This is a genomic window from Delftia sp. GW456-R20 (genome assembly GCF_001622915.1).
Taxonomy (GTDB): Bacteria; Pseudomonadota; Gammaproteobacteria; order Burkholderiales; family Burkholderiaceae_C; genus Comamonas; species Comamonas acidovorans.
Genome location: NZ_LWCN01000003.1, coordinates 553,583 through 577,595, shown reverse-complemented (window position 1 = coordinate 577,595; position 24,013 = coordinate 553,583). Strand labels below are relative to the sequence as shown.

General features: G+C 68.3%; 23 protein-coding genes. 11 read left to right on the top strand and 12 right to left on the bottom strand.

What is annotated here, in order from left to right:
* The first annotated feature begins 15 nt into the window (after positions 1 to 15).
* From A4F85_RS03905 to A4F85_RS03895, 3 genes are all read left to right on the top strand, one after another.
* Positions 16 to 666: a cysteine hydrolase family protein gene (locus tag A4F85_RS03905; protein WP_063325720.1), complete on the top strand. Its 651-nt coding sequence runs from the start codon at positions 16 to 18 to the stop codon at positions 664 to 666.
* Positions 667 to 727: 61 nt separating this feature from the next.
* The gene (locus tag A4F85_RS03900; protein WP_034395467.1) at positions 728 to 1,630 is read left to right on the top strand and encodes a LysR family transcriptional regulator; all 903 of its coding nucleotides are present in this window, start codon (positions 728 to 730) and stop codon (positions 1,628 to 1,630) included.
* 2 nt (positions 1,631 to 1,632) lie between these two features.
* The gene (locus tag A4F85_RS03895; protein ID WP_012206346.1) at positions 1,633 to 2,136 is read left to right on the top strand and encodes a hypothetical protein; all 504 of its coding nucleotides are present in this window, start codon (positions 1,633 to 1,635) and stop codon (positions 2,134 to 2,136) included.
* A 1-nt stretch (position 2,137) separates the two neighbouring features.
* Here the strand turns inward: A4F85_RS03895 and A4F85_RS03890 are convergent, their stop codons facing one another.
* A complete protein-coding gene (locus tag A4F85_RS03890) occupies positions 2,138 to 2,686 on the bottom strand; it encodes a pyridoxamine 5'-phosphate oxidase family protein (protein WP_063325957.1) in 549 nt (182 codons plus the stop codon).
* A 227-nt stretch (positions 2,687 to 2,913) separates the two neighbouring features.
* On the opposite strand from A4F85_RS03890, the gene A4F85_RS03885 reads away from it, so the two are divergent.
* From A4F85_RS03885 to A4F85_RS03875, 3 genes are all read left to right on the top strand, one after another.
* Positions 2,914 to 4,608 (top strand): long-chain fatty acid--CoA ligase, encoded by a 1,695-nt coding sequence (locus A4F85_RS03885; RefSeq protein WP_063325719.1) that lies wholly within the window; start codon positions 2,914 to 2,916, stop codon positions 4,606 to 4,608.
* Between the two features lie 171 nt (positions 4,609 to 4,779).
* Positions 4,780 to 5,580, top strand: coding sequence for a class D beta-lactamase (gene blaOXA, locus A4F85_RS03880; RefSeq protein WP_063325718.1), 801 nt, complete (start codon positions 4,780 to 4,782; stop codon positions 5,578 to 5,580).
* Between the two features lie 94 nt (positions 5,581 to 5,674).
* Positions 5,675 to 5,893, top strand: coding sequence for a hypothetical protein (locus tag A4F85_RS03875; RefSeq protein ID WP_013801743.1), 219 nt, complete (start codon positions 5,675 to 5,677; stop codon positions 5,891 to 5,893).
* Positions 5,894 to 5,966: 73 nt separating this feature from the next.
* On the opposite strand, the gene A4F85_RS03870 is transcribed toward A4F85_RS03875, so the two are convergent.
* The 9 genes from A4F85_RS03870 to A4F85_RS03830 all read right to left on the bottom strand — a co-directional run bounded on the left by A4F85_RS03870 (position 5,967) and on the right by A4F85_RS03830 (position 16,128).
* Positions 5,967 to 7,616 (bottom strand): PepSY-associated TM helix domain-containing protein, encoded by a 1,650-nt coding sequence (locus A4F85_RS03870; RefSeq protein WP_063325717.1) that lies wholly within the window; start codon positions 7,614 to 7,616, stop codon positions 5,967 to 5,969.
* Entirely contained in the window at positions 7,613 to 7,951 is a 339-nt protein-coding gene (locus A4F85_RS03865; protein ID WP_013801745.1) for a hypothetical protein, read from the bottom strand. Before A4F85_RS03865 ends, A4F85_RS03870 begins: the two co-directional genes overlap by 4 nt.
* The gene (locus A4F85_RS30260) at positions 7,932 to 8,204 is read right to left on the bottom strand and encodes a hypothetical protein (RefSeq protein ID WP_063325716.1); all 273 of its coding nucleotides are present in this window, start codon (positions 8,202 to 8,204) and stop codon (positions 7,932 to 7,934) included. Before A4F85_RS30260 ends, A4F85_RS03865 begins: the two co-directional genes overlap by 20 nt.
* Positions 8,205 to 8,283: 79 nt before the next feature.
* A complete protein-coding gene (locus A4F85_RS03855) occupies positions 8,284 to 10,437 on the bottom strand; it encodes a TonB-dependent receptor (protein ID WP_063325715.1) in 2,154 nt (717 codons plus the stop codon).
* A gap of 170 nt (positions 10,438 to 10,607) precedes the next feature.
* The gene (locus tag A4F85_RS03850) at positions 10,608 to 11,507 is read right to left on the bottom strand and encodes an NAD(P)/FAD-dependent oxidoreductase (protein ID WP_063325714.1); all 900 of its coding nucleotides are present in this window, start codon (positions 11,505 to 11,507) and stop codon (positions 10,608 to 10,610) included.
* On the bottom strand, positions 11,494 to 11,979 hold the full coding sequence (locus tag A4F85_RS03845) for an Rrf2 family transcriptional regulator (RefSeq protein ID WP_063325713.1): 486 nt from the start codon (positions 11,977 to 11,979) through the stop codon (positions 11,494 to 11,496). The genes A4F85_RS03850 and A4F85_RS03845 overlap by 14 nt, the downstream gene beginning before the upstream one ends.
* 66 nt (positions 11,980 to 12,045) lie before the next feature.
* Positions 12,046 to 13,038 (bottom strand): tripartite tricarboxylate transporter substrate-binding protein, encoded by a 993-nt coding sequence (locus tag A4F85_RS03840; RefSeq protein WP_063325712.1) that lies wholly within the window; start codon positions 13,036 to 13,038, stop codon positions 12,046 to 12,048.
* Positions 13,039 to 13,087: 49 nt separating this feature from the next.
* Positions 13,088 to 14,236: a porin gene (locus A4F85_RS03835; protein WP_013801751.1), complete on the bottom strand. Its 1,149-nt coding sequence runs from the start codon at positions 14,234 to 14,236 to the stop codon at positions 13,088 to 13,090.
* Positions 14,237 to 14,418: 182 nt separating this feature from the next.
* A complete protein-coding gene (locus A4F85_RS03830) occupies positions 14,419 to 16,128 on the bottom strand; it encodes a tannase/feruloyl esterase family alpha/beta hydrolase (protein WP_063325711.1) in 1,710 nt (569 codons plus the stop codon).
* A 195-nt stretch (positions 16,129 to 16,323) separates the two neighbouring features.
* Between A4F85_RS03830 and A4F85_RS03825 the strand changes: the two genes are divergently transcribed.
* Entirely contained in the window at positions 16,324 to 17,211 is an 888-nt protein-coding gene (locus tag A4F85_RS03825; protein WP_013801753.1) for a 4-hydroxyphenyl-beta-ketoacyl-CoA hydrolase, read from the top strand.
* A 6-nt stretch (positions 17,212 to 17,217) separates the two neighbouring features.
* Here the strand turns inward: A4F85_RS03825 and A4F85_RS03820 are convergent, their stop codons facing one another.
* Positions 17,218 to 17,718, bottom strand: a complete 501-nt coding sequence (locus tag A4F85_RS03820; protein WP_013801754.1) for a MarR family winged helix-turn-helix transcriptional regulator — start codon at positions 17,716 to 17,718, stop codon at positions 17,218 to 17,220.
* Positions 17,719 to 17,799: 81 nt separating this feature from the next.
* Positions 17,800 to 18,096, bottom strand: a complete 297-nt coding sequence (locus A4F85_RS03815; RefSeq protein WP_063325710.1) for a TFIIB-type zinc ribbon-containing protein — start codon at positions 18,094 to 18,096, stop codon at positions 17,800 to 17,802.
* 358 nt (positions 18,097 to 18,454) lie between these two features.
* On the opposite strand from A4F85_RS03815, the gene A4F85_RS03810 reads away from it, so the two are divergent.
* The 4 genes from A4F85_RS03810 (at position 18,455) to A4F85_RS03795 (ending at position 23,857) form a co-directional block, all read left to right on the top strand.
* Positions 18,455 to 20,284 carry a CocE/NonD family hydrolase gene (locus A4F85_RS03810; protein ID WP_063325709.1) on the top strand — a complete coding sequence of 610 codons (1,830 nt, stop codon included), beginning with the start codon at positions 18,455 to 18,457 and terminating at the stop codon, positions 20,282 to 20,284.
* Between the two features lie 51 nt (positions 20,285 to 20,335).
* On the top strand, positions 20,336 to 20,962 hold the full coding sequence (locus A4F85_RS03805) for a TetR/AcrR family transcriptional regulator (protein WP_063325956.1): 627 nt from the start codon (positions 20,336 to 20,338) through the stop codon (positions 20,960 to 20,962).
* Positions 20,959 to 22,008, top strand: coding sequence for a DUF418 domain-containing protein (locus A4F85_RS03800; protein WP_063325708.1), 1,050 nt, complete (start codon positions 20,959 to 20,961; stop codon positions 22,006 to 22,008). The genes A4F85_RS03805 and A4F85_RS03800 overlap by 4 nt, the downstream gene beginning before the upstream one ends.
* Positions 22,009 to 22,108: 100 nt before the next feature.
* Positions 22,109 to 23,857: a YncE family protein gene (locus A4F85_RS03795; protein ID WP_156516926.1), complete on the top strand. Its 1,749-nt coding sequence runs from the start codon at positions 22,109 to 22,111 to the stop codon at positions 23,855 to 23,857.
* Positions 23,858 to 24,013 lie beyond the last annotated feature (156 nt).

Genomic DNA, 24,013 nt, shown 5'->3' with positions numbered 1-24,013 from the left:
TTTCAGGAGCACTGCATGTCCCTCGCAGAACAGGCCAGCCAGGCCATCCAATCCACCAGCCATCCCACCCTCCGCGCCCTGTCCGGCGCGCCGGGGCGCAGCCAGTTGCCACGGGGTGCCACGGCGCTGCTGGTCATCGACTTCCAGAACGAGTACTTCAGCGGCCGCCTGCCCATCCCGCGCGGCCCGCAGGTCCTGGAGCAGGCCCGGCGCCTGTTGCAATGGGCCGATGCCGGGCAGGTTGCCGTGTTCCACATCCAGCACATTGCCCCTGAAGGTGCGCCCGTGTTCGCCGTCAATGGCAGCACCGCCCAGTTCCACCCCGGCCTGCAGCCGCGCGCGGGCGACACCGTGGTGCAAAAGCGCAGCGTCAGCGCCTTCGTCGGCACCGACCTGGCCGACCAGCTGCGCTCGCGTGGCATCACCACCGTGGTCATCTGCGGCCTCATGACCCACGCCTGCGTGGCCGGCGCCGCACGCGATGCCGCGCCGCTGGGCTTCGAGGTCGTCGTGGCCAGCGATGCCGTGGCCACACGTGCCATCACGCGCAGCAACGGCGAATCCGTGGACGCCGACAGCCTGCACCGTGCCGCGCTGGCCGAGATCGAGGATGTGTTTGGCGATGTGCTGTCCACGGACGGCATTCTGGAGCTGGCGCTGCGCTGAGCGGGCTGGGCGGCATCGGCGGTCCATGCTCCACAATCCCCGCCAAAGGAGTGCATGAGCAATGGACAGATGGCAAGCCATGCGGGTGTTCTGCGGCGTGGTGGACGCGCAGGGTTTCACGGCGGCCCAGGATCGGCTGGGCATGACGCATTCCACGGCGTCGCGCCATGTCAAATGGCTGGAGTCGGAACTGGGCACGCAGCTGCTGCAGCGCAATTCGCGCGGGCTGAGCCTGACCGATGCGGGGCGCAGCTACTACCAGAGCTGCGTGCAGTTGCTGGAGCAGCTCGATGCGGCCGAGGCCGCGCTGGCCGTGCGCCGCGCACGCGTGGCAGGCGTGCTGCGCATCACGCTGCCGCTGGCCGTGGGCGCCATCGAGCTGGGCGACTGGCTGCCCGAGTTCGAGCAGCAATTCCCCGAGCTGGAGCTGCAGCTGCTGTGCACCGACCGGCTGGTGGACCTGGTGGCCGAGGGCGTGGATGCGGCCGTGCGCATCAGCCGGCAATTGCCGGACAGCGGGCTGCAGGCGCGGCTGCTCACGCATTCGCCGCTGGTGCTGGTGGCGTCGCCCGCCTACCTGATGCGCCAGGGCGTGGTGCAGGCGCCCGGGCAATTGGCCGAGCACCGCGCCCTGGCCTTTGCGGCGGGCCCGGCCCCATTGCGCTGGAGCGTGGTGTCCGGGCAGGGCGCCGTGACCGAGGTGCAGCCGCACACGGCGCTGCGCACCGATTCGGTGGCCACCATCTTCGAGGCCGCACGCGCAGGCCGGGGCATTGCGGCGCTGACCTGGCATACCGTGCGCTCGGCCGTGGAGCGCGGCCAGCTGGTGCGGGTGCTGCCCTGTTTTCATCTGGGGCAGTACAGCTACCACGCGCTGTATCCGCGCACGCGGCATCTGCGCCCGGCCGTGCGCGCGTTTGTGGATTTCATGGCGCGGCGCTATCGGCAGGGGCCAGGCGGCTGAGCATGGTCTTCTGGAGCCGGCCACTGGATGCGCAGGAGCAGGCCTTTGTGCGCACGCATTTCGGCGCCTCGCTCGATGCGCTGCTGCCGCGCCTGCGCCTGTACCAGCGGCGGCTGGGCGATACGCGCAGGGCGCTGTCCATGAATGGCGGGCGCATCTTCATGCCGCGCGCCTTCTTCACGCAGTCCGATCCGCGCCAGCCGCTGCGCCTGTCGCATCCGCAGATCGCAGGCATCTTTGCCCATGAGTTGCTGCACCAGTGGCAGCGCCTGCAGGGCATGCCCGTGACGCGGCAGGCCGCCTGGCTGCAGTTCAAGGCGCTGTGCACGCGCGGCGACCCGTATGCCTATGAGCGCTGCGATGATCCCCGGCGCATGCTGCAGCGCTTTGTCCATGCCCAGGTGGAGCAGCAGGGCCAGATGTGGGAAGACCATGTGCGCGCCTGCGTGGCGGGGCAGGGCGATGCGGCGGGCGCCCTGATCGCGGCCCACGTGCGGGGCGCGTGAGTCAGCTGGGCTGGGTGTTCAGTGCTTCGATCAGGTCATGGGCCGACACATCGCGCGCCGCGCCAAAGCCCGCCACGTGCCGGGCGATGGATGGCGTGATGCAGACAAAGCGGAAGTCGCCCAGATCGGTCATGAACGCGGCTTCGGGGAAGCGCAGCACATAGCTGTCGCGCGCGCCATCGGCCAGCACGCTGCCGGGCGGCGGTGTGCTGGCCACGCCTTCTATGGCCACGCGCTCCAGTGCATGCACGCCCTCGCCGTCCACTTCGGCCGCGCACACCAGCAGGCTGACGGCCGGGTGCAGCTCCATGGCCCGCGTGTGCGCTGCCAGTGCGCTGACGTGCAGCACAAAGCAGCCAAACTGCGCATTCCAGGCCCAGGGCACCATGGACAGCCGGGGAGCGGGCAGTGCATCGCCAGCCCCGGGGGCAGGGGAGTCGGCGGGCTGGGTGGCCAGGGCCGCGCTGCGGTGGCGGGCCAGCAGATCGCGCAGCGACAGCTGCAGGCGGGACAGGTGGGGCGTGGTGGGCATGTGGGGCGTGGAGGGCATGGCGCCATCGTACCTGCGGCGTACGTGTGGCGTGCCCGTGGCCGGCTTGCGAAAGCACAAGGCGAGTTGCGGTGCCAGCGGTATGCCATGGGCGCTCAAGCGTCACTTTGGCGACGATCTCCTGGGGCCTTCCCCAATGCCGGGAAGCGGGTGTGGGCCTAGCCTCGCTGGCAAGGCGGATTGCCGCCGTCCCTTCCACTCACCGACACTTCAAAGCCCATCCACCCATGCCCTCCCAGCCCGCGCACCACGCTTTCTGGCCCAGCCGCCTGCCCCATTCCATCACCGTGCCCGCCACCAGCGTCTGGGACAACCTGGCCGTCAATGCGCGACGCTACCCGGACAAGGCAGCCATCCGCTACTTCGGCAGCTCCATCAGCTACCGCGAGCTGTGCGAGGGCACGGAGCGCATGGCGGCCTACCTGCACAGCCTGGGCGTGCAGCGCGGCGACCGCGTGATCCTGCTGATGCAGAACACGCCTCAGCTCATCCTGGCGCACTACGCCATCTTCCGCGCCAATGCGGTGGTGGTGCCGGTCAATCCCATGAACATGGCCGAGGAGCTCAGGCACTACATCACCGACGCCGACGCCAAGGTCGCCATCACCACGGCCGACCTGGCCCCCGAACTGGCCAAGGCCAGCAATGCGCTGGCGCCCGGCCAGCGGCTGGAGCACCTGGTCGTCACCCAGTTCACGGACGCCTTCGATGCCGGGGTGCAGGGCGACGATGCCCCGCCCGTGCAGTGGCACGACTGGCTGCTCACCCGGCGTGAGCCGGCCGTGCTCGATGGCGGCAGCGTCCACACCTGGCAGCAGGCCCTGGCCTGTACCGACGCTGCGCCGCCCCATGTGGTGGGCCGCGACGACATGGCCGTGCTGCCCTACACCAGCGGCACCACGGGCCACCCCAAGGGCTGCATGCACCCGCACCGCTCCATCAACCACAACGCCGTGGCGGGCAGCTACTGGGGCAGCGGCACCAGCGAGACCGTGGTCCTGGCCGTCGTGCCCATGTTCCACATCACGGGCATGGTCTCGGTGCTGCACACGGCCATCTTCGTGGGCGCCACCCTGGTCGTCATGCCGCGCTGGGACCGCGAGCTGGCGGGGCGGCTGATCTCTCGCTACCAGGTCACCAGCTGGACCAACATCCCCACCATGGTCATCGACCTGCTGGGCAGCCCCAACTTTGCGCAGTTCGACCTCACCAGCCTCAAGTACATAGGCGGCGGTGGTGCGGCCATGCCACAGGCCGTGGCCCAGCGCCTGCTGGAGCAATACGGCCTGCGCTTCAGCGAGGGCTATGGCCTGACCGAGACGGCCGCGCCCACGCACAGCAACCCGTTCGAGCATCCCAAGCAGCAATGCCTGGGCATTCCCTTCATGAGCACCGAGGCGCGTGTCATCGACCCAGAAACCGGCGCCGATGTCCCACAGGGCGAGCAGGGCGAAATCGTCGTCCACGGCCCCGAGGTCTTCGACGGCTACTGGAAGCGGCCCGACGCCACGGCCCAGGTCTTCATGGAGATCGATGGCAAGCGGTTCTTTCGCACCGGCGACCTGGGCCACGTGGACGAGGACGGCTACTACTTCATCACCGACCGCCTCAAGCGCATGATCAACGCCAGCGGCTTCAAGGTCTGGCCGGCCGAGGTCGAATCGCTGATGTTCCGCCACCCCGCCATCCAGGAAGCCTGCGTGATCTCCACGCGCGACGCCTACCGCGGCGAGTCGGTGAAGGCGGTCGTCGTGCTGCGTGCCGGCAAGGAAGACACCACGGCCGAGGACATCATCCAGTGGTGCCGCGAGAACATGGCCGTCTACAAGGCGCCCAAGATCGTGCAGTTCGTCAAGGCCCTGCCCAAGAGCGGCAGCGGCAAGGTGATGTGGCGGCAGCTGCAGGAGGCGGAGGCCGGCTGACCGGCCCTCAGGGCCTCAAAGCCTGAAGCCCTTGCCCTCGGCGCGTTCCTGACGCGGCCGCCGAGGACGCTGTGGGGATGTTGCTGCATGGGCGTTGCGAAGGCTGCGCGCGCATCTATGATCGCGCGCCAGACACTAACACTGCATCAGACAGCACACAGTACACAGCACATGCTTGGATTTCCTGGGTCCGCTGCCACGGTCGTGGCAGCATTTTTTTGCCTTCCCGCTTGCGCGCACGAACTGTGCACCCTCGTCGCCGACGCCGACACGGGCCAGTCCCTGGTGCACAGCGGCCCGGCCTGCGCCGAGCGGGTCACGCCGGCCTCCACCTTCAAGATCGCCATCAGCCTGATGGGCTATGACGCCGGCATCCTGCAGGACGAATCCCGGCCCGCGTGGCCGTACCAACCGGAGTATCCGGACTGGGGCGGCGATGCCTGGCGGCGCGAGATCACGCCCCAGGCTTGGATGAAGGACTCGGTGTTCTGGTACTCGCAGCAGGTGGCGCGGGAGCTGGGCCAGCAGCGGTTTGGCACCTACGTGAGGGCCTTCCAGTACGGCAACGAGGATGTCTCCGCCGTTGCCGTGGCCCATCCCGGCCACAACGGCGCGTGGGTGGTGTCCTCGCTGCGCATCTCGGCGGCCGAGCAGGTGGCCTTCATGCGCAAGATCGTGCGCCGGGAACTGTCTGTGAGCAGTCAGGCCATCGACATGACTGCGCGCATCACCCGGCACCCCGTGCCTGTGGACGGCTGGACCGTGCATGGCAAGACCGGCACCGGGTCGCCCGGCAGCGACAACCGCTACGATGCCAGCCGGGCCTACGGCTGGTATGTGGGCTGGGCAACCAAGGACCAGCGCAGGCTGGTGTTCGCCACGCTGATCCAGGATGAGCAGGCGCAAAAGCCCAATGCCGGCTTGCGCGCACGCGATGCCCTGCTGCAGCGATTGCCTGCCGCGGACCGCTGACAATGCACGGGCGTTTTCCTTTCCGCACCTCGCCCACACATCTCCCGCACCTCTCCCGCATATCTCCCGCACAAGAGCGACAGACCGACACCCGATGAAGACCATTGACGAAATGCTGAACCTGGACCTGCTCACCCCCGAGCAGCACGTTGAGATCAGCGACTGGATTGCCCGCGCGAACTCCCCCGAAGAAATACTGCAGATGCCCGCCCCTCTTTGGCAGGCCGTGGAGCGGGCCAGCGAGGCCATGGGCGTCAATGCCGATCTTCTGCGGCCGCCCTCGCTGGATGCGGGCGGCGCCATTTTCGGATAGACCCAGCAGCGGGGATGGGCCGGCCCACCAGGCAACCGGCCCACCTGCGCACTCCCATGGCGTGCCGGCCAGGTCAGCTGGCCGGTGCCGGTGAGTCCTTGGTGTCCTGATGCGCCGGCCTGTCGCGCGGCGCGGACCACACACTGTCCCGCGGGCCGCTGCGCGTGCGCCGTGCCGTGGCACGCGCCATCCAGGCCAGGGCCAGCACGCCGGCCACGGCCGTCAGGTCCAGGCCGATCAGCGAGGTGTCCACCCACGCGCCGGTGCCTGGCGCCAGCCAGCCCAGCAGCGATGACAGCGCGATCGCGGCCGTGCAGGCGGCGGCCAGCCACAGCAAGGCCGGGGCCGCGCGTGCCGCGCCGCGCACGAAGGCCCAGGCCATGCTGGTGAAGAACACGGCGTAGTAGATGCCCATGTGCCATGCGGCCAGGTCATCGACGCGGCCCGGCAGCCACTTGGCGGCGGCAATGGTGGCGGAAATACCGGCCACGCAGCCCAGGCAGACGCCGACGGTGGCCGAGGCCATGAGGGCCGTGTCGCGCCGCTGCACGGGCAAGTCTGCGCCCTTGCGCTGGGCCTTGCGCCGCGTCTCCACCCACAGCAGATTGCCGCCGTAGAACAGCCACGCGCCCGCCAGGCCCAGCAGGAAGTACAGCCACCAGACCGCGAGTCCGCCGAAGGAGGCCATGTGCAGCGCGAAGAAGCTGCTGATGAACAGGTTGGGCGTGCTCTGCCCGCCTGACAGGTAGTCGGCCGAGATCAGCTTGCCGCTGTACGGATCGAGCATGGCAAAGCCGCCCACGGCGCGCGGTGATACGGCCTGGGGATTCCTGCCCCAGACGCGCACGGTGGGCTTGGGGCCGGTGACCTGGGCGTACTGCAGTCTTTCGGGCTCGAAGCCGGGCGCGGCGGCCTTGACGATCTCCACCAGCTGCGAGGGTTTGAGCATGTCGGCCGGATTGCGTGCCGGCGCGTCCGGGGCCTTGCCCGAGGGGCGAGCAAAGGTCTGGGCCCATTGGCCTTCGTGGATCAGCCTGTCCTGCACGTCGAAGATCTGGTCGTGGTAGGCGAAGACCACGGCGCTCAGGGCCATGACGATGTGAAAGGGCAGGCTGACGATGCCCACCACGTTGTGCGCGTCCAGCCACATGCGCTTGAGGTTCCTGCCCACGCGCAGGGCGAAGAAGTCCTTGACCAGCGAGGGCAGCAGGATCACCACGCCCGACACCAGGGCCAGGAAGTACAGGACCGAGATCGCGCCCATGATCCAACGGTTGGGGTCCGAGTCCACGGGCAGGCCGACCACGCGGTGCAGCACGTCGATGAACTCCACCAGGCGGGACGGACGCTGCTCGCTGATCTGCACGCTGCCGTCGGCCGACAGCTGGGCCGTGTAGTGGCGTACGGCGCTTTCGTCATGGTCGTCGGCCTTGGGATCGCGCACCTGCCATTGCAGGCGCGGTATGGCGTTGTCGCCCTGCAGCTGCACGATGGCGCCGCGCGCGGCCGCCGGCGTGCTGGCCAGCGTCCGGGCGATCAGCGGCTGCACCTCGTCCATGGGCACGGCCTGCACCACGGCGGCAGGCGGCGTGGACCATCGCCGGATGGGTTCCTTGAACACCGTCAGCGCACCCGCGTAGAAGGCGATGAACAAGGCCATGCCGCTGAGGATGCCCGTCCAGGTGTGTACGGATTTGTAGATGCGGATGTAGTCGGCTCTCATGACAGGCCTCCTGCGCTGCTGTGCATTGCCGCGCGCACCAGCCACCAGGCGGCCAGGGCCAGCGCGTTGGCGCCGCCCAGCCAGGCCCAGGCGCGCAGGCCGCTGGAAAAGAAATACACCAGGGACTGCACCAGCAGCCAGACCGGCGGCACCAGCCACATGACCAGCTGCCCGCTCACCGCCAGCGGCATGCCGTGCAGCAGGGCGGCCAGCAGGCCACTGGCACTGATCGCCAGGCCCGGGCCCAGCAGCAGGCCGGCCAGGGTCTTGGAGATCCAGTCCGGCCGGATGGGGGCCGGCTTGCGCGGGCGGGCCTCAGGGTGTGCGTCGGCCATGGAACAGCGCTCCGATATAGGGCAACAGGGCGAAGGCCAGCATCAGCAGGGTGAGCCAGGTGAACGTGGCGGCCAGCGTCCGCATGTCCTGGGCGAATGCCAGCCAGCCCGCTGCGAGCAGGCCGCCCCCAGCCAGGAGGGCAGGCCGGCGCGGCCAGGCGGCCGCCCATAGCCGCTGGTTGGGCGAGGCGGCGTAGATGCACAGGCAGGCCAGCGAGGTGGCAAGCAGGCCGGCGACGGTGAAGAGCGGCATGGAAATTCGATCGTGGGAAGCAAAAGACCCGGCAGGACACATGCGCCCCGCCGGGTGGCCCGCGCAGTGCGTCAGGCGGTCAGAACGACACGGTGGCCGACAGCCGGAAGGTGCGCGGTGCGCCGGGCATGACGAAGCCGTCGGTGAACATGCCGATCCAGTAGTTCTTGTCCGTCACGTTCTCCACGCTGGCATTGAAGCGCACGGGCGTGGCGCCGAACCTGGTCTCGTACTTGGCCATCAGGTCGAAGCGGTTCCAGGCCGGGGCGCGCAGCTTGTTGCCGGAGTCCACCCACTGCGAGCCGGTGTACAGCACGCGGCCGCCGACCGACAGGCCCTGCACGGGCGTTTCCCAGTCGATGCCGATGCGCGCGCGCAGCTTGGGCACGCCGTAGTTCTCACGGCCGGAGTTGATCTGGCGCGACTTGATGTACTCCACCCCACCCAGCAGCGACAGCGTCTGCGTGAGCTTGCCGAAGGCGCTCCACTCCAGGCCCTTGAGGCGCTGCTCGCCATCGAGCACCTGGGCATTGCCGCTGTTGGTGATGATGGACGGCTTTTCGATGCGGAAGGCGCTCAGCGTGTGCGTGGTCTGGCCCGCCTGCAGCTTCACGCCCACCTCGCCCTGCTTGGTCTGCATGGGCGCCAGGGTCTCGCCGGTGTTGGCAAAGCCCGCGCCCACGGTGCGGCCGGGCTCCAGGCCTTCGGTGTAGTTGGCGTACAGCGAGACGTTGTCGCCCCAGGGCCGCACGACCAGGCCGGCCATGGGCGAGACGCGGCTCTTGCTGTAGTTGGACGACACGCCGTTGACCAGCGGCGTCTTCACCGTCTGGTGGCGTGCGCCCAGCGTCAGCAGCACCTTGTCGTTGGCGAAGCTCATCACGTCGGCCAGGGCCAGCGAGCGGAATTCGTTCTCGGTGGTGTAGCCCTTCCACTGCGGCGCGCCCGGGAAGGTGGGCGTCGTCGGCTCGTACATGTTGGTGGTGTAGCAGTAGTTGCAGGCCGTGTTGTAGGTGCCTTCCTTGTGCTTGAGGATGTTGAACGACAGTTGCAGCCGGTGCTGCACGCTGCCCGTGCTCAGCTTGCCGATGACGCCGGCCTCGGCCGTGCGGCGCTCGGATTCGGTGTGCACGTTGTAGATGGCGCCGCGCGTGGTGCCGTCCAGGCCCGTGACGATGGCGCGGGTGCCGAACAGCAGGCCCTTGCCCTGCGCCTCGGAGGCGCCGAAGGCGAAATAGCCCTGCCAGTTCTGCGTGAAGTCCACTTCGGCACGCGCCAGCAGGCCGCTGTTGTCGTACTGGCCGTGGGTGCCGCGGAACATGTTCACGTCGCCGCTGGGCGGTGCCAGCAGCCGGCCCACGCCGGGGATGGCCGCGCTGCCCAGGAAGCTGAACATGCCCGGGCTGCCGCCGTCGATCTTGGTGATGCTGTTGTACAGGTCCAGCGAGAAGCGGGCCCTGTCGCCCAGGTAGTCCAGGCCCAGGGCGCCCACGCGGCGCTTCTGGCTCTCATCCTTGGCGCCCATGTCGCCCGAGCCGTAGACGCCGTTGAAGCGCAGGCCCAGCCGCTGCTCGGGGCCGAAGCGCCTGCCCACGTCGGCATGCATCTGCAGGTAGGAGTCCGAGACGTAGGTGGCCGTCAGGTCGGCCATGGGCTGGGCCAGCGCGCGCTTGGTGACCATGTTGACGGAGCCGGCCACGCTGGCCAGCGGCGGCATGCCGGACAGCAGCACGTTGGGGCCGCGCATCACCTCCACGCGCTCGAACATCTCGATGGGCACCGAATTGGCCGGCGCCACGCCGTACAGGCCGTTGGTGGCGATGTCCATGGCGGTCACATCCAGGCCGCGCAGGTTGAAGTTCTGCAGCAGGTGTCCCTTGTTGGTGGTGAAGACCACGGCCGCATCGTTTTCCAGCACATCCTGCAGCGACAGGGCGGACCAGTCCTCGGCCAGCTCGCGGGTGTAGGCGTTGACATGCACCGGCGCGTCCACGATGGAGGTGGCGCCCAGAATGCCCAGGCGTGCACCCTTGGCGGCCTTGCGCCCCGGTGCCAGCGTGGGCAGGTCCTCGCGCTCGTACTTGTCGCGCACGTCGATCTGCGACAGCGTCGGCGTCGGTGCGGTCGGCGCCTGCGCTGCATCCTGTGCGATCGCCGTGGACCCGGCGCCGGCGGCCAGCATGGCCAGAACAATGGAGTTGAACCGCAGCGCGCGGCCGTTGGTGGTGTGCATGGACTGGACTCTTGATGTTGTAGATGTCAATGAGAATCAGTCTTAATTATATTTACGGATTTAGTTAGCATGGGAAGTTGTTGTATCCACGCATCGTCCGGCGGGCAGTTGATCTGCGTCCATGCACGGGCCCAAGGCCCGCCCCCCATCACCACCTCATCACCACCCCATCACCACCCCATCATCGACCGGTGCGCGCCAATGCCCGCCATGGCGCCATCGCTCACCGCCATGGCCACGTTGCCGGCCGCGCGGGCCGCGTCGCCACAGGCGAACACGTTGGGGACGCTGGTGGCCTGGCCTTCCGCGACCTTGATGAAGGGACCCATGGGGCCCTCTTCCAGGGTGCAGCCCAGCTGTTCGGCCACGGGGCTGGCGATGCGGGTGCGCGGCTGGGTGAACAGGCCATCCATCACCAGGCGGCGGCCGTCTTGCAGCACCACGTCGGCCCGGCCTTCCAGGCGGGCGATGGGCGTGGCCTCCACCTGGGTGCCCCGGCGCGCAAGGGTGGAAAGTTCTTCGGCGCCGGGCGTGTAGGCGCCGTTGAGCAGCAGCGTGGTCTGGCCCCAGTCGGGCAGCATGACGGCGTGGTGATGGGCCAGGGCCGAGCTGGCGATGATGCCGATGCGCCCCGCATTCATCTCGTAGCCGTGGCAGTACGGGCAGTGAAAGACGCTGCGGCCCCAGCGCTCGGCCAGTCCCGGCACGGGCGGCAGGCTGTCATGCACGCCCGGCGCCAGGACGAGGCGGGCGGCGCTGATGGCCGTGCCCGCTGCACGGAACTCCAGCCGGCCATCGGGCGCCACGCGGGCGTCCTCGGCCGTGCCGTTCAGCCACTGCACGGTGGGGTAGGCCATCAGCTGCTGCCGGGCCTGGGCGGCGATCTGGGCGGGGGCCACGCCATCCTGGGTGAGAAAGCCGTGCGATGTCTCGCCGGCCTGGTCCACGAAGCGGTTGCGCCGCAGCCCGGCATCGACCACCAGCACCTGGCGGCGCGCACGCGCCAGTTGCAGCGCGGCGGACAGGCCGGCATAGCTGCCGCCGATGACGGCGAAATCAACGTGTTTCATGGGAGTGCTCCTGCAGTTGGTGCCAACCCTGGCCGCCTGCTGCGCGATGGCGGGCCAGGCGGGCGTGGAAGTCATGGGACAGGGCAGCCAGCGTCACCGTGCCCAGGCGTGCAAGCAGGGCGGCCTCGGCCTGCTGCACCGCGTTGCTCAGGGCTTCGTTCACGGCCTGGGCGACCAGGCATTCGGGCCGGTCCTCCCTGAAGCCCAGCGCCACCAGGCCGGGCGCGCCCAGGGCCTCGTGCACGTCGCGCAGCGTGGTGCGGTCCAGTTCGCAAGAAAGCACCCAGCCCCCGCCATGGCCCTTGGCGGAGGTGACAAGGCCTGCATCGCGCAGGCCCGACATCAACCGGCGCAGCACGACCGGGTTGGTCTGCAGCGCGGCGGCGAGCATGTCGGAGGTGGCAGGTCCATCGCCCTCGGCCATATGCAGCAGCACATGGAGGACGTCCGAGAATTGGCTGTTCTGTTTCATGCAACATTATTTGTTGCATGAGTGTGGCCTTATCCCGTGAAGGGGAATGGGCCTGCCGCCGACTGATCAGGACTCGCCCGTGAACCCGATCTGCTTGACCAGCGAACTCCAGCGCTCGAACTCGGCCTGCTGGTCGGCCGCCATTTCCTGCTGCGTGCTGCCGCGCGCCAGCAGGCCCAGGGCGGCCAGCCCGTCGATCACGGCCTTGTCCTTGAGCGCGGCCGTGATGGCCGCGTTGGCGTTGGCAATGGTGGTGGCCGGGGTCTTGGCGGGCGCGTAGAAGCCGAACCATTCCTCCACCGTGACATCGGGGAAGCCCAGTTCGGTGAAGGTGGGCACGTCGGGCAGGAAGGGCGAGCGCTGCCTGCCCGAGGTGGCCAGCACGCGCAGGCGGCCCGCCTTCAGGTACTGCAGGTAGTCGCCGCTGGGGTTCATGGTGGCCGCGACCTGGCCGCCCACCAGGTCGGTGATGCTGGGCACGGTGCCGCGATAGGGCGCGTGCTTGAGTTCCACCCCCGAGCGCAGGCTCAGCAGCGCGCCCAGCAGGTGCGGCATGGAGCCCGCGCCCGGCGAGCCGAAGTTGGCCCGGTCGGGGTGGGCCTTGGCCCAGGCCAGGAAGTCCTTGAGGGTCTTGACCTCGGCCGGCACGGCAGGCCCCACGGCCAGGCCGTGGTAGATGACGGCGCCGATGGAGACGGGGATCGCGTCCTCGGGCTTGTAGGTCAGCTTGGGGTAGATGTGCGGGTAGACCGAGAAGGCCGACACGGGCGCCAGCGCCAGCACCGAGCCGTTGGGCGGGGCGTTCTTCAGGGCCTCCACCGCGATGCGGCCACCGGCGCCGGGCTTGTTTTCCACAAAGCCCGGCCCTTTGCTGTAGGGCGTGCCGCCCAGCCGCTCGGCCACGCGGCGGGCCACGCTGTCGCCCGAGCTGCCTGCCGGAAAGCCGTACATGATCTTGACCTGGTCCAGCGCCTGGGCCAGGGCCTGCAGTGGCGACAGCGACCCCAGGGCGGCGGCGCTGCCCAGGGCCTGGACGAAATGACGGCGATGCATCTGCATGGATGTCTCCTGGTGAAATCGAAGAAAGGAAAAGCTGGAAAGAACAGGCTCAGAACATGTGGCGGATGCCGACGTTGATGCCGGTCTGCGAGCGGCCCGGCGCGGTGTTGCTGCCCGGGGCGCCGCCGCTGACCGAGACGGTGGCCAGGCGGTCGTTGCGGATGTGGCCGAGCTGGGTGTAGACCGCCGTGCGCTTGGACAGGTTGTAGATGGCGCGTGCCACCAGCAGGTCGGAGTCGTAGCCCGAGACGCCGCGGTAGCGCAGCGTCAGCCACTGGGTTTCGAGCACCAGCGCCTCGGTGACCGGGTACGAGGCGCCCACATACCAGAGGTTGCTGCGCGGCTTGACGGCATCGCCATCGTTGTCGCGGCGCAGCAGGCCGCCGCCGACCTTCACGCCGGCCAGCTTGAAGTAGCCGCCCAGGTGCAGGCGCTCGTCATGCTTGGCGCTGGAGGTCATGCCGCCGAACACCGGGTCGGTGGACGAGGCCGGCGTGCGGCCGTTTTGCTGCTCGTAGCCCAGCGCCAGGCCCCAGACGGGCGTGTCGTACTTGGCGTACAGCGACCACTGGCGGCAGGCCTGCGTGTCCGATCCGCTCTCGCCCGGGCAGTTGGTGCCTGCCGGGCTGGGGCCTGCGTTGACGGCATCGCGCCCGAAGCTGTAGCCCGCGCCCAGTGCCAGGCCGCCGAAGTTGCCGCGCCAGGCCAGCATGTTGTCAGCGCGCGAGTTGGGGATGTAGGCATCGAGCGAGCCCATGGCGAAGACGGCCGGGCCGATGATGTCCGAGTCCAGCAGCGACCAGAACAGCATGGAGTTCTGGCGGCCCATGGTCAGGCTGCCCCAGTTGCCGCCCAGTCCCACCCAGCTTTGGCGCCCAAAGCCGCGCCCGCCCTGGTTGAAGGTGCCCTGGTCGGGCGCAAAGCCCGACTCCAGCGTGTAGATGGCCTTGAGGCCGCCGCCCAGGTCCTCGCTGCCGCGCAGGCCCCAGCGCGAGGGCACCAGGCTGGTGGTCGATGGCATGCGGCTGAGACCGCCGCCTGCCGCCACGTTGTTCAGGTGCTCCACGCCCACATCGACGATGCCGTAGAGCGTGACGCTGGAGGTGCCTTGCGCGAAGGCGCCGAAGCTGGTGCTGGAGCCGGCCAGGGCCAGCACGGCGGCGGCCGCCAGGGTCAGCGGGGATGGGGTTTTTTGCATGGTGATGTCTCCTCTGGTTTGATAAATCGTTGCCGTCTTGGCGTGGGTGTCCGCGCGCCTTTTTTTCAGGCGCAGCGGGGCCCGGCCCCGCCGGGGGCGGGACTGCGGACAAGGGGTGGATGAGGGCGGAGGGGCGGGCCGTTCAGGAGACCGTTCAGGCGCCGCCCGCCGTCACGGCACGGTCAGCGGCAGCTGAAGCTGGCAGCGCTTTCCATGTCGCCGCTGCCGTTGTAGTGGGCGGCCAGCGGATGGGGGCACAGCGGCCGGGTGCGCGTGGGCGACCAGGTGGCGGGCAGGTCGGCGTTGGCGCCGCCCGCATTGCCTGCGCCGCGCGCACTGGCGATCACGCGGTCTGGCGCCTGGCCTTTCTCCACCCAGGCCACGAGGGAGCTGAGCATGTCGAACTGCTCGGTGGCCGGGCCGCCGCTGCAGTGGTTCATGCCGGGCACCAGGTACAGGCGGGCGAAGTCGGCTGCATCGCCATGGTTGCGGCGCAGCGTGTCGTACCACTGCACGGTGTCGTCGCTGGAGAAGATGGGATCGGCCGTGCCGTGGTAGACCATGAGCTTGGCGCCCCGGTTGCGCAGCACGGGCAGCTTGCCGTAGTCGGGCGGGAGCATGAAGGACAGCGCGCTTTCGGTGTACAGCGCCGTCGTGGCCTGGACCTTGGCCAGCATGCTGTCCACGCTGCCTGTCAGCGCGAACTGCGGGCCGTTGAAGCTGGCCGGGCTCTCGGGTGGCGCCTGCCAGACCAGGCCCACGGCGCCGGTGTCCAGGTTCAGCGAGTTGGAGAATTTCCAGCCGGCCCAGCCGGCCGTATCCAGCCCCGCGTCATACGGGAAGCTGCTGTAGATGCGGCTGCCGCCGCTGGTGGTGGCGCCCTTGAACAGGCCGGCAATGGTGCTCTTTTGCTCGGCGCTGAGGCAGCTGCCGTCGCGCGCGCCGCCGCAGGTGGGCACGTCGCGCGCCAGGTCGAAGCTCGCCTGGCAGGCTGCGCCGGCCTGCACCATGCCGTCGGTGGCGCCGTCCAGCGCATCGCATCGGGCCAGCACGGCCTGGCTGACCAGGCGGCGCTCGGCCTGGGTGAAGCCTGTGCCCAGATCCTGTGTCGTGGTGGCCAGCTTCGCATAGCCCTGGGCACCGGCAATGTTGGCAATGGCCGCCAGCGGCAGGCGCGTGCCGGGGTTGCCGGCAATGATGCCGTCGTACTGGTCTGCATAGCGCGAGGCCGCCACCATGGCGTGGCGCCCGCCGTTGGAGCAGCCGCCCAGGTAGGAGCGGTCCGGGCCCTTGCCATAGGCCGTCTGCAGCGCGCTGCGCGCCATGGGCGTGAGCTTGCCCACGGCCTGGTAGCCGTAGTCCAGCCGCGCCTGCGGGTCCAGGCCGAAGAAGGGGCCCAGGCTGCCTGCATGCCCCGCATCGGAGCTGAGCACGGCAAAGCCCATCTGCAGCGCATTGCCCAGCGGCCCGCCGCCCAGTGCGCCCACGGCCGTGCTCACGCTGCCGTCCAGGCCGCCGTTGGCCTGGTAGAAAAAGCGCCCGTTCCAGTCGCGCGGCAGGCGCATCTCGAAGCCCACGGCGTAGCTCTGGCCGTCGACGGTGCTGACGCGCTCGTGCATGCGGCCGGTCACGCGGCAGTGCTCGGCAATGGGCTTGCCTGCCACCGTCAGCGTGCCGGCGGCCACGGTCTCGGCGGCGGTGATGCGGGTGTTGGGAAACGAGATCTTGGCCGCCAGGTCGTTGCACGACAGCAGGCTTGCCGGGCGGGCCTCGGCCAGTTGGGCAATGCCGTCGTTCGAGCCGCCGCAGGCGGCCAGCAGCAGGGCGGGAAGGGCGGCGGCCAGCGTGGCCGGCAAGGCGCGGGAACGGGTCTTGTGGATCTTTCTGTCCATGTCTGTCTCCTCGGAAGGTGGTGTGAAGCCTCAGCGCGAAACCGTTGCGTGGCAGCCGTTGCCCGCATCCGCATCGCTTTCTGATGGCCGCGATTTTGGTTATATTTAATAACCAATTCAAGCGGCCTTTGCGAATTTCTTATTGGGACTTCCCCTTGATGCCGGGGCAGGCAGCAGGCCGCACAGGAGACAGACATGGACCACGAAAAACTCATTGCCATCGACATCCACACGCATGCCGAGGTGAGCTGCTGGAACCCGTTCGACAACTACGGCGAGGAGTACGACCGCGCCGCCGACAAGTACTTCGGCAACGGCCGGCGTCCGACCATCGCCGAGACTGTGGCTTACTACCGTGAGCGCAACCTGGGCCTGGTGATGTTCACGGTGGACAGCGAGTCGCAGCTGGGCCGGCGCCGCATTCCCAACGAGGAGATCGCCGAGGCTGCGCGGGCCAACAGCGACATGATGGTGGCCTTCGCCAGCATCGATCCGCACAAGGGCCGCATGGGTGCGCGCGAGGCGCGGCGGCTGATCGAGGAAGAGGGCGTCAGGGGCTTCAAGTTCCACCCCACGGTGCAGGGCTTCCATCCCTACGACCGCATGGCCTGGCCGATCTACGAGGTGGTGGCCGAGTACCAACTGCCGGCCATCTTCCACACGGGCCACAGCGGCATTGGCAGCGGCATGCGCTGCGGCGGCGGCCTGCGCCTGGCCTACAGCAATCCCATGCACCTGGACGATGTGGCCATCGACTTCCCCGACATGCAGATCGTGATGGCCCACCCCAGCTTTCCCTGGCAGGACGAGGCCCTGTCCGTGGCCCTGCACAAGCCCAATGTCTGGATCGATCTGTCGGGCTGGAGCCCCAAGTACTTTCCCCGGCAGCTGGTGCAGTACGCCAACACCCTGCTCAAGGACCGCGTGCTCTTCGGCAGCGACTATCCGCTGATCACGCCCGAGCGCTGGATGAAGGATTTCCAGGAAGCCGGCTTCAAGCCCGAGGTGATGCCCGGCATCCTCAAGGGCAACGCGGTGCGGCTGCTGGGGCTGGAGCAGCCGGCAGCGGAGAAGGCGGACTGAGCGCGCTCAGTTGTAGATCTTCTGCAGCAGCTGGATCAGCGTCCTGCGCTCGGCGTCGGTCAGGCGGTAGGTGGCATCCATTTCCAATTCCGCCGCCGTTCTTTCCGCCCGGGCCGTGAGCTCGGCGCCGGCCGGCGTCAGGTGCACGCCCACGGCGCGGCGGTCGGTGGGGTGGGTGCGCCGCTCGATCAGCTTGCGGCGCTCCAGCGCTGCGATCAGGCCCACCAGGTTGGGCGGCATCACATCCAGCGCCGCGCACAGCTGGCGCGAGGTGATGCCGGGGTTGTGGGACACCAGGGACAGCACGGAGAACTCCACCATCTTGAGATCGTGGGTGGCCATGCGCTCCACGAACACTTCGATGATGGACAGCGAGGCACGCCGGGCGTTGTAGCCCACGAGGGTGTGCAGGAAGGAGGCGTCGATGGACGGCCCCGGCGCTGCAGTGCTGGACGGGGCCGTGTTCTCTGCGGCAGGAGCGGGCTTGGGTGTGCGGGCGCGGGGCATGGGGACAAGGAACTGAAAGCCGAATCATAGTGGGGCGCGGCTGCCATGTCCCGATGCCGGCGCAGCGGACTTGCCCTGGTGCTAGAAGTCGAAAAGATCGGAGAGAAAGCCTTCGCGCTTCTTGCGGCGGTAGCCATCGTGGCTGGAGTGCTCGCGCCGGTCATGGGATCCGTCAGAGCCCGCGCGCCGTTCCTGCGGGCGTTCATAGGCTGCTGGCGAGGCGGGCACGGAGGGTGCCTGGGCGGCGGAGCGCTCGATGAGCTTGTCCAGCTCTCCGCGGTCCAGCCAGACTCCGCGGCATTGGGGGCAGTAGTCGATCTCTATGTTCTGGCGCTCGGAGATGATGAGCGTGGCATCTCGGCAGGCGGGACATTGCATGACAGTTTCACCTTTGCCTGTTCAGGCAGTGGCTCCATCGGCAACGATGGAGTGTGGGCCGGGCTGTTATGCGTTGAGGTCTCCAGCGAAGGCCGTTCGACTGCGGGGGCGATGGATAGTTCCGTCGCTCCAAGCGCCATCACCATCTCGTGCCAGTCCATGCCGCCGTGGCCCGGGGCCGAAGGCCGTGGCGACTGGCCGCGTTTGCCTTCAGCCTGTCTTCAGGCGCGCTTCAGCGCCCCTTCATCCCCCCTTTAGCCCCCCTTCAGCTTACGCGTGCGCCATGCGCCCGGACGGTCCTACATTGCGGCCTGCCCCCTTGCGGGCATGTCTGCATCAGCAACCAGGAGGACCATCCATGATGACTTTTCGCCATTCCCGCGCGTGGCTCGGCGCGGCCGGCATCGCCACCCTTGCCCTGGGCCTCGCGGCCTGCGGCGGGGGCTCTTCGGGCAGCACCAACCCCGGGCCGCGCATCTGGGGCTACATCCAGCTGCCTGACGGCAACAAGATGCGCTATTCGGTGGTCTTTCCCAAGGGGCCGGGGCCGTTTCCCGTGCTGATGGAGTACGACGGCTACGGATCGGGCTCGGTCACGGAACAGACCACCCAGGAATGGACCAAGGAAGGCTATGCCGTGATGGGCCTGAACGTGCCCGGCACGGGCTGCTCCACCGGCGAGAACCAGTGGGCCGACGCCTCCGTGGGCGCGGCCGGGGCGCATGCGGTGGAGTGGGCGGCGCGCCAGGCGTGGTCCACGGGCAAGGTGGGCATGGTGGGCTATTCGTATTCGGGCTACGACCAGCTGTGGGTGGCGGCCCAGCGTCCGCCCAGCCTCAAGGCGATCGCGCCGGGCAAGAACGTGGCCGATCCCTACCGCGACGTGGCCTATCCGGGCGGCATCCAGAACATCGGCTTTCCCGCCAACTGGTGGCGGCAGTTCCCCGCGATATGGCGCAAGGCCGCCGACGATGCCAGGGCGCTGGACGGCGATACCGGATGCGCACAGGTGGTGGAGGACAACATCCGCAAGATCCAGCGTCCCGACCTGGACATGGCGCGCTGGCTGGACGAGGACCGCTTCTTCGGCGCCCGCTACGCGCTCAAGAGCGCCATGAACTCCACGCACCGCATCGACATCCCCACGCTGGGCACCCAGTCCTGGCAGGACGAGCAGGTGGGCACCCGCATGGGCTACTACGAGGACAGCATCGCCCCGGACAAGATGTGGCTGATCAGCTCCAACGGCGACCACCACACCGACAACGCCCCCTTTCTGCGCGAGACCATGAAGCGCTTTTACGCGCGCTTTCTCAAGGGCGAGAGCAATGGCTTCGAGCACACGCCGCGCGTGCTGCTGGCGCAGGAAATGCAGTGGATGAACGGTGGGGGCGACTATGGGCAGCTGCGCCCCTCGGCCGTGGCCAGCTTTGACCGGCTGCCCGTGCGCGTCACGCCCATGACGCTGTGGCTGCAGCCGGGCGGCGGGCTGGGCGATGCGCCGCCGCAGGCCGAGCGCCAGTCGGCCAGCTACCGCTACCCGCTGCCGGGCGCCGAGGCCAACCATCCCGACGCGGACACCGAGTCCGGCGCGGGTCAATGGACGGCCAGCCCCGCCGGGCAGGGCCTGCTGCGCTTCACCACGGCCCCGCTGCCGCGCGCGCTGAGCTTTTATGGCGAGGCCTCGCTGGACCTGTGGCTCAGCGCCACGGCCGGCGACACCGATGTGCAGGTCACCGTCTCGGAGGTGCGTCCCGACGGCCAGGAGATGTTCGTGCAGCGTGGCTGGCTGCGTGCCTCCATGCGCGCGCTGGACGGCCAGCGCTCCACCGCCTTGCGGCCCTGGGGCGATTTCACCGAGGCCGCCGTGCGCCCGCTGCGCCCCGGCGAGCCCACGCTGATGCGCGTGGAAATCCAGAAATTCGCCCATGTGTTCCGCGCGGGCTCCAGCCTGCGCGTGACCCTGGACACGCCCTCGCAGACCGGGTACTGGGCCTTCGACCATCTGTCCACGCCTTCGACCAATACCGTCTGGCTGGACCGCAGCCGGCCGTCGAAGATCGTGCTGGGCCACATCGCCTATGCCCATGAGCGGCAGCTGCCGGACTGCCGGCGCATGCTGCGCCAGCCCTGCAGGCCCAACGAGGAGGCCGTTCCTTCGGGCATGGGCCCCCTGCCGCCGCTGTGATTTCATGCCCCGGTGTTGACTATGAATGAACGTTCGTTCATCATTCGGGGCATGAAAAAGAAAGAAGACATCAGCGAGCGCCGGGCCGTCATCGTGGAGGCCGCCCTGCAGTGCTTCGTGGAGCGCGGCTTTCACTGCACCAGCATGCGCGACATTGCGCAGGCTGCCTCGGTGAGCCTGGGCAATCTGTACAACCACTTCGACAGCAAGCAGGCCTTGATTGCCGAGGTCGCCACGCAGGAGCAGACCGAGCTGCTGCCCTTGCTGCAGGCGCTGGAGCGGGCCGCAGCCCCTTCGCTGCCTGTGGTGGCGCAATTCCTGGCCGCCTACCAGGCGCTGTGCCGCCAGCGGGAATGGGCCGTGCTCAGCGCCGAATGCCTGTCCGAGATCGCGCGTTCGCCCGGGCTGGCGCCGGCCTTTGAGGCCAACCGCAGGCGCATGCTCGACGGCCTGGCAGGCTTCATGGAGCGCGGGGCGCAGCAGGGCCTCTTGCGGCCCGCCGTGCCCGTGCGCCTGGCCGCGCAACTGCTGCTGGATGCCGTGGAAAGCGATGCGCTGCGCTTTGCGCTGGCGGTGACGCCGCAAGAAGACGCGGGGGCGGATGAAGGGGTCGATGTGCTGCATCCCGCCTTGCTGGCCTGCCTTCTTGGAGGCGAGGCACGGGGGGACGCGACATGAGGCACGCCACCGGCAGGGGTGCCCGCCTGGCGGGGCTGGACCTGGCGCGCTACCTGGCGCTGGCAGGCATGGTGTTCGTCAACTTCAAGCAGGCCATGCATCCCGCGCTGCAGGAGCCGGGCTGGCTGCTGTCGTTCTTCCATTTTCTGGAGGGCAAGGCCTCGGCCACCTTCGTGGTGCTGGCGGGACTGGGCCTGGTGCTGGCCACGCGCTCGCTGGAGCCGGCCACGGCGCGCCTCTGGACGCTGCGCCGCGCGCTGTTCCTGCTGGTGGCCGGTGGCATGAACCTGCTGATCTTTCCGGCCGACATCATTCACTACTACGCGGTGTATTTCGTGCTGGCCATCGCCTGGCTGCAGGCCGGCGCACGGGCGCTGCTGGCCGGCATGGCGGCAGTGGCCGCGCTGTCCGCCTGGGCCTTGCTGCAGCTGGACTACAGCCAGGGCTGGGACTGGGCGAGCCTGTCCTACCAGGGCCTGTGGGAGCCGGCCGGCTTTGCGCGCAACCTGCTGTTCAACGGCTTCCATCCGGTGCTGCCCTGGTTTGCGTTCTTCCTCTGCGGCATGCTGCTGGCGCGCCTGCCGCTGGCCGAGCCGCGCGTGCAATGGGGCCTGGTGGCTGCGGGCGGCTTGATGGTGGGATTGGCCTGCGCCGTCTCGGCACTTGCTGCACAGAGTGAATGGGCTCCCTGGCTGGCCACCGGCCCCATGCCGCCCGGCCCTGCCTACCTGCTGATGGGCCTGGGCTGCGCCAGTATTGCCATAGGCGCCTGCCTGCGGCTGGCCGACCGCTGGCCCGCTGGACCGTGGCGCGGCCTGCTGCCGGCCGGGCGCATGACGCTGACCCTGTACCTGGCACACATCCTCATCGGCATGGGCCTGCTGGAGGCCATGGGCGCGCTGGACGGTTCACGCAGCCTGCGCGAAGTGGCCGTGGCCGCCGCGCTGTACGTGATCATCGCCAGCCTGGCCGCCTGGGCCTGGAGCAGGAAGGTGGCGCAGGGGCCCGTGGAGTGGGTGATGCGGCGGCTGACGGCACTGGATTGATCCACAGTCTGGAAATTGCGCTCGAATGAAGCCATCGTTTTGATGGCCGCAATGCCTTGTTTGTCTACACTTGCCCCCATTCAAAAATGGGGGAGATTCAATGGCTGAGGCGGTCTACAAGAAATGGCTCAGGGCTGTGATCGGGCTGCAATGCCTGTTGATCCTGGCCTTTGTCTTTCGGGGTTGGCTGTTGCCCGACCCATTGGGCCCCAGGCTTCCCTCAATCCAAGGCAATACAGTGTGGATTCAAAGCCATGGCGCTTTGCATCAGTTTGATCGGCAGGGCACACGCCTGCAGCGTCTGGAGTTGGCGCAATTGGGTTTGACCCCATCGGTCAGCAGCCTTCAGTTCATTGGCGAGAAGACGCTTTGGGCGCATGACCAGGGACGTGTGCATCGCTGCGATCTGGCAATGCAGCGCTGCGTGGCGCTGGATCTGCCCGATTTGTCCACACGCGGTGGCTATCGCTGGATGCGGGTAACGGCCGATGAAGCGCAGATTGTGGTCTCCGACGCATCCAATCACCGCGTTCTCGTCTACCAGCGCGACGCCGCTTCCAGTGCAGCGCAAGCCTATGTGCTGCTCAAGACCTACAGCGAAGGCCTGCGCTTTCCGAATCAGACGCTGCAGGTAGGCGAGCGCATGTGGGTGGCCAATACCAACCGCCATCAGATTGCGCAAATCGATACGGCACAGAGCACCCAGGCCGCGCCTGCCGTATTTCCCGTGGAATATGCGGGCCTGCGTTCCGGGCGCCGCTTCCCGTTCGCCATGCAGCTGGATGGCCAGCAGCGTCTATGGGTGCTGGTCGCAGACTCGGGCATGCGGGGAGCAGATCTGCTGTTGATGGATTCCCAGTTGAGGCCTGAACGGGTGCTGCCGCTTTCGCCCGACCAGGACCCGAACGCCATCGCCATGGTGGGTCAGGAGTTGTTGCTGCCGGACATGACCCAATTCACCGTCCATCGCGTGGATCTGGACGGCCGCGTGCTGGAGCCTTTCGGGGATGCTCCATTCCGCGGCGAGCTGGCGTCTGCCCGCTCGTCCTATGAATGGGGCAGGCGGTTGCCTTTGTTCCTGCTGGGCAGCATCGGGGTATTGATGGCTCTGGGACTGTGGCTTGCCTGGAAGGCGGGGGAATTGCGCCAATTGGGCGGCAAACGCTGGCAGGAAGTGGGCGACACCGAAGCCTCCAGCGCGGCAGTGGCTCCCTCACTGTCCCAGCACGCCGCGCAGGCTTCTCAAGCCTCGGAAGGAAAACCGCTGGTCACTTCGGTCACGGCGCTTGCGGGCAGCACCGTGAAGCGCAGGCGTGCGCTTGCCATGGTTGGCGTTCTGCATTGCCTGGTCGCTGGCGGGATGGTCTATTGGTTCTTGCCGCTTTTGCACCAGCGCGACTGCGGTCCGGACAAATCGTGCGATCCAACGGGCATGCTCGGTGTCCTGCTGGTGCTTTTGGCCGTGTTGCCGCTGTGTCTGTATGCATGGCTCTGGCGCAAGCTCAAGCAGCTGGAGACCATGCGCATAGCCACGGACGGGCATCGGATCGCAGTACGCATGGCACGCAGGACCCGCAAATTCGATGCCAGTCGCGTCACCTGCACGCGCCAGCATCTGTGGATGGGCCTTCGCGCCATTCCCCTGCGACTCAATGGCAGTCCCCTGTTCGAGGAGGCCGCGTTCAGGCGCGAGATACTGGCGCGGTTGCCGCAGCTGCAGGTGCGCGATGGCGCCTGGGACTTCGCCGTGGCACGCCACTTCTGGTCCAACAGTGGTGTGCTGGGCAAGGCCTTGGTGCTGCTGTATGTCGCGACCTTGCTGGGTTTTGGGGTTCGCCTGCTGGCCTGACGGGGTTGGCGACCCTGCTGTAAGATAGCCCTCCGCTCCGGGGTGCACGCCAGTGCTGAGATCCACACCCGAGAACTTGAACCGGGTCATTCCGGCGGAAGAAGAGCTTGCACCCCTGCGTGGCCGCCCATGCGTCACAGGCGGGGGAGCCTTCGG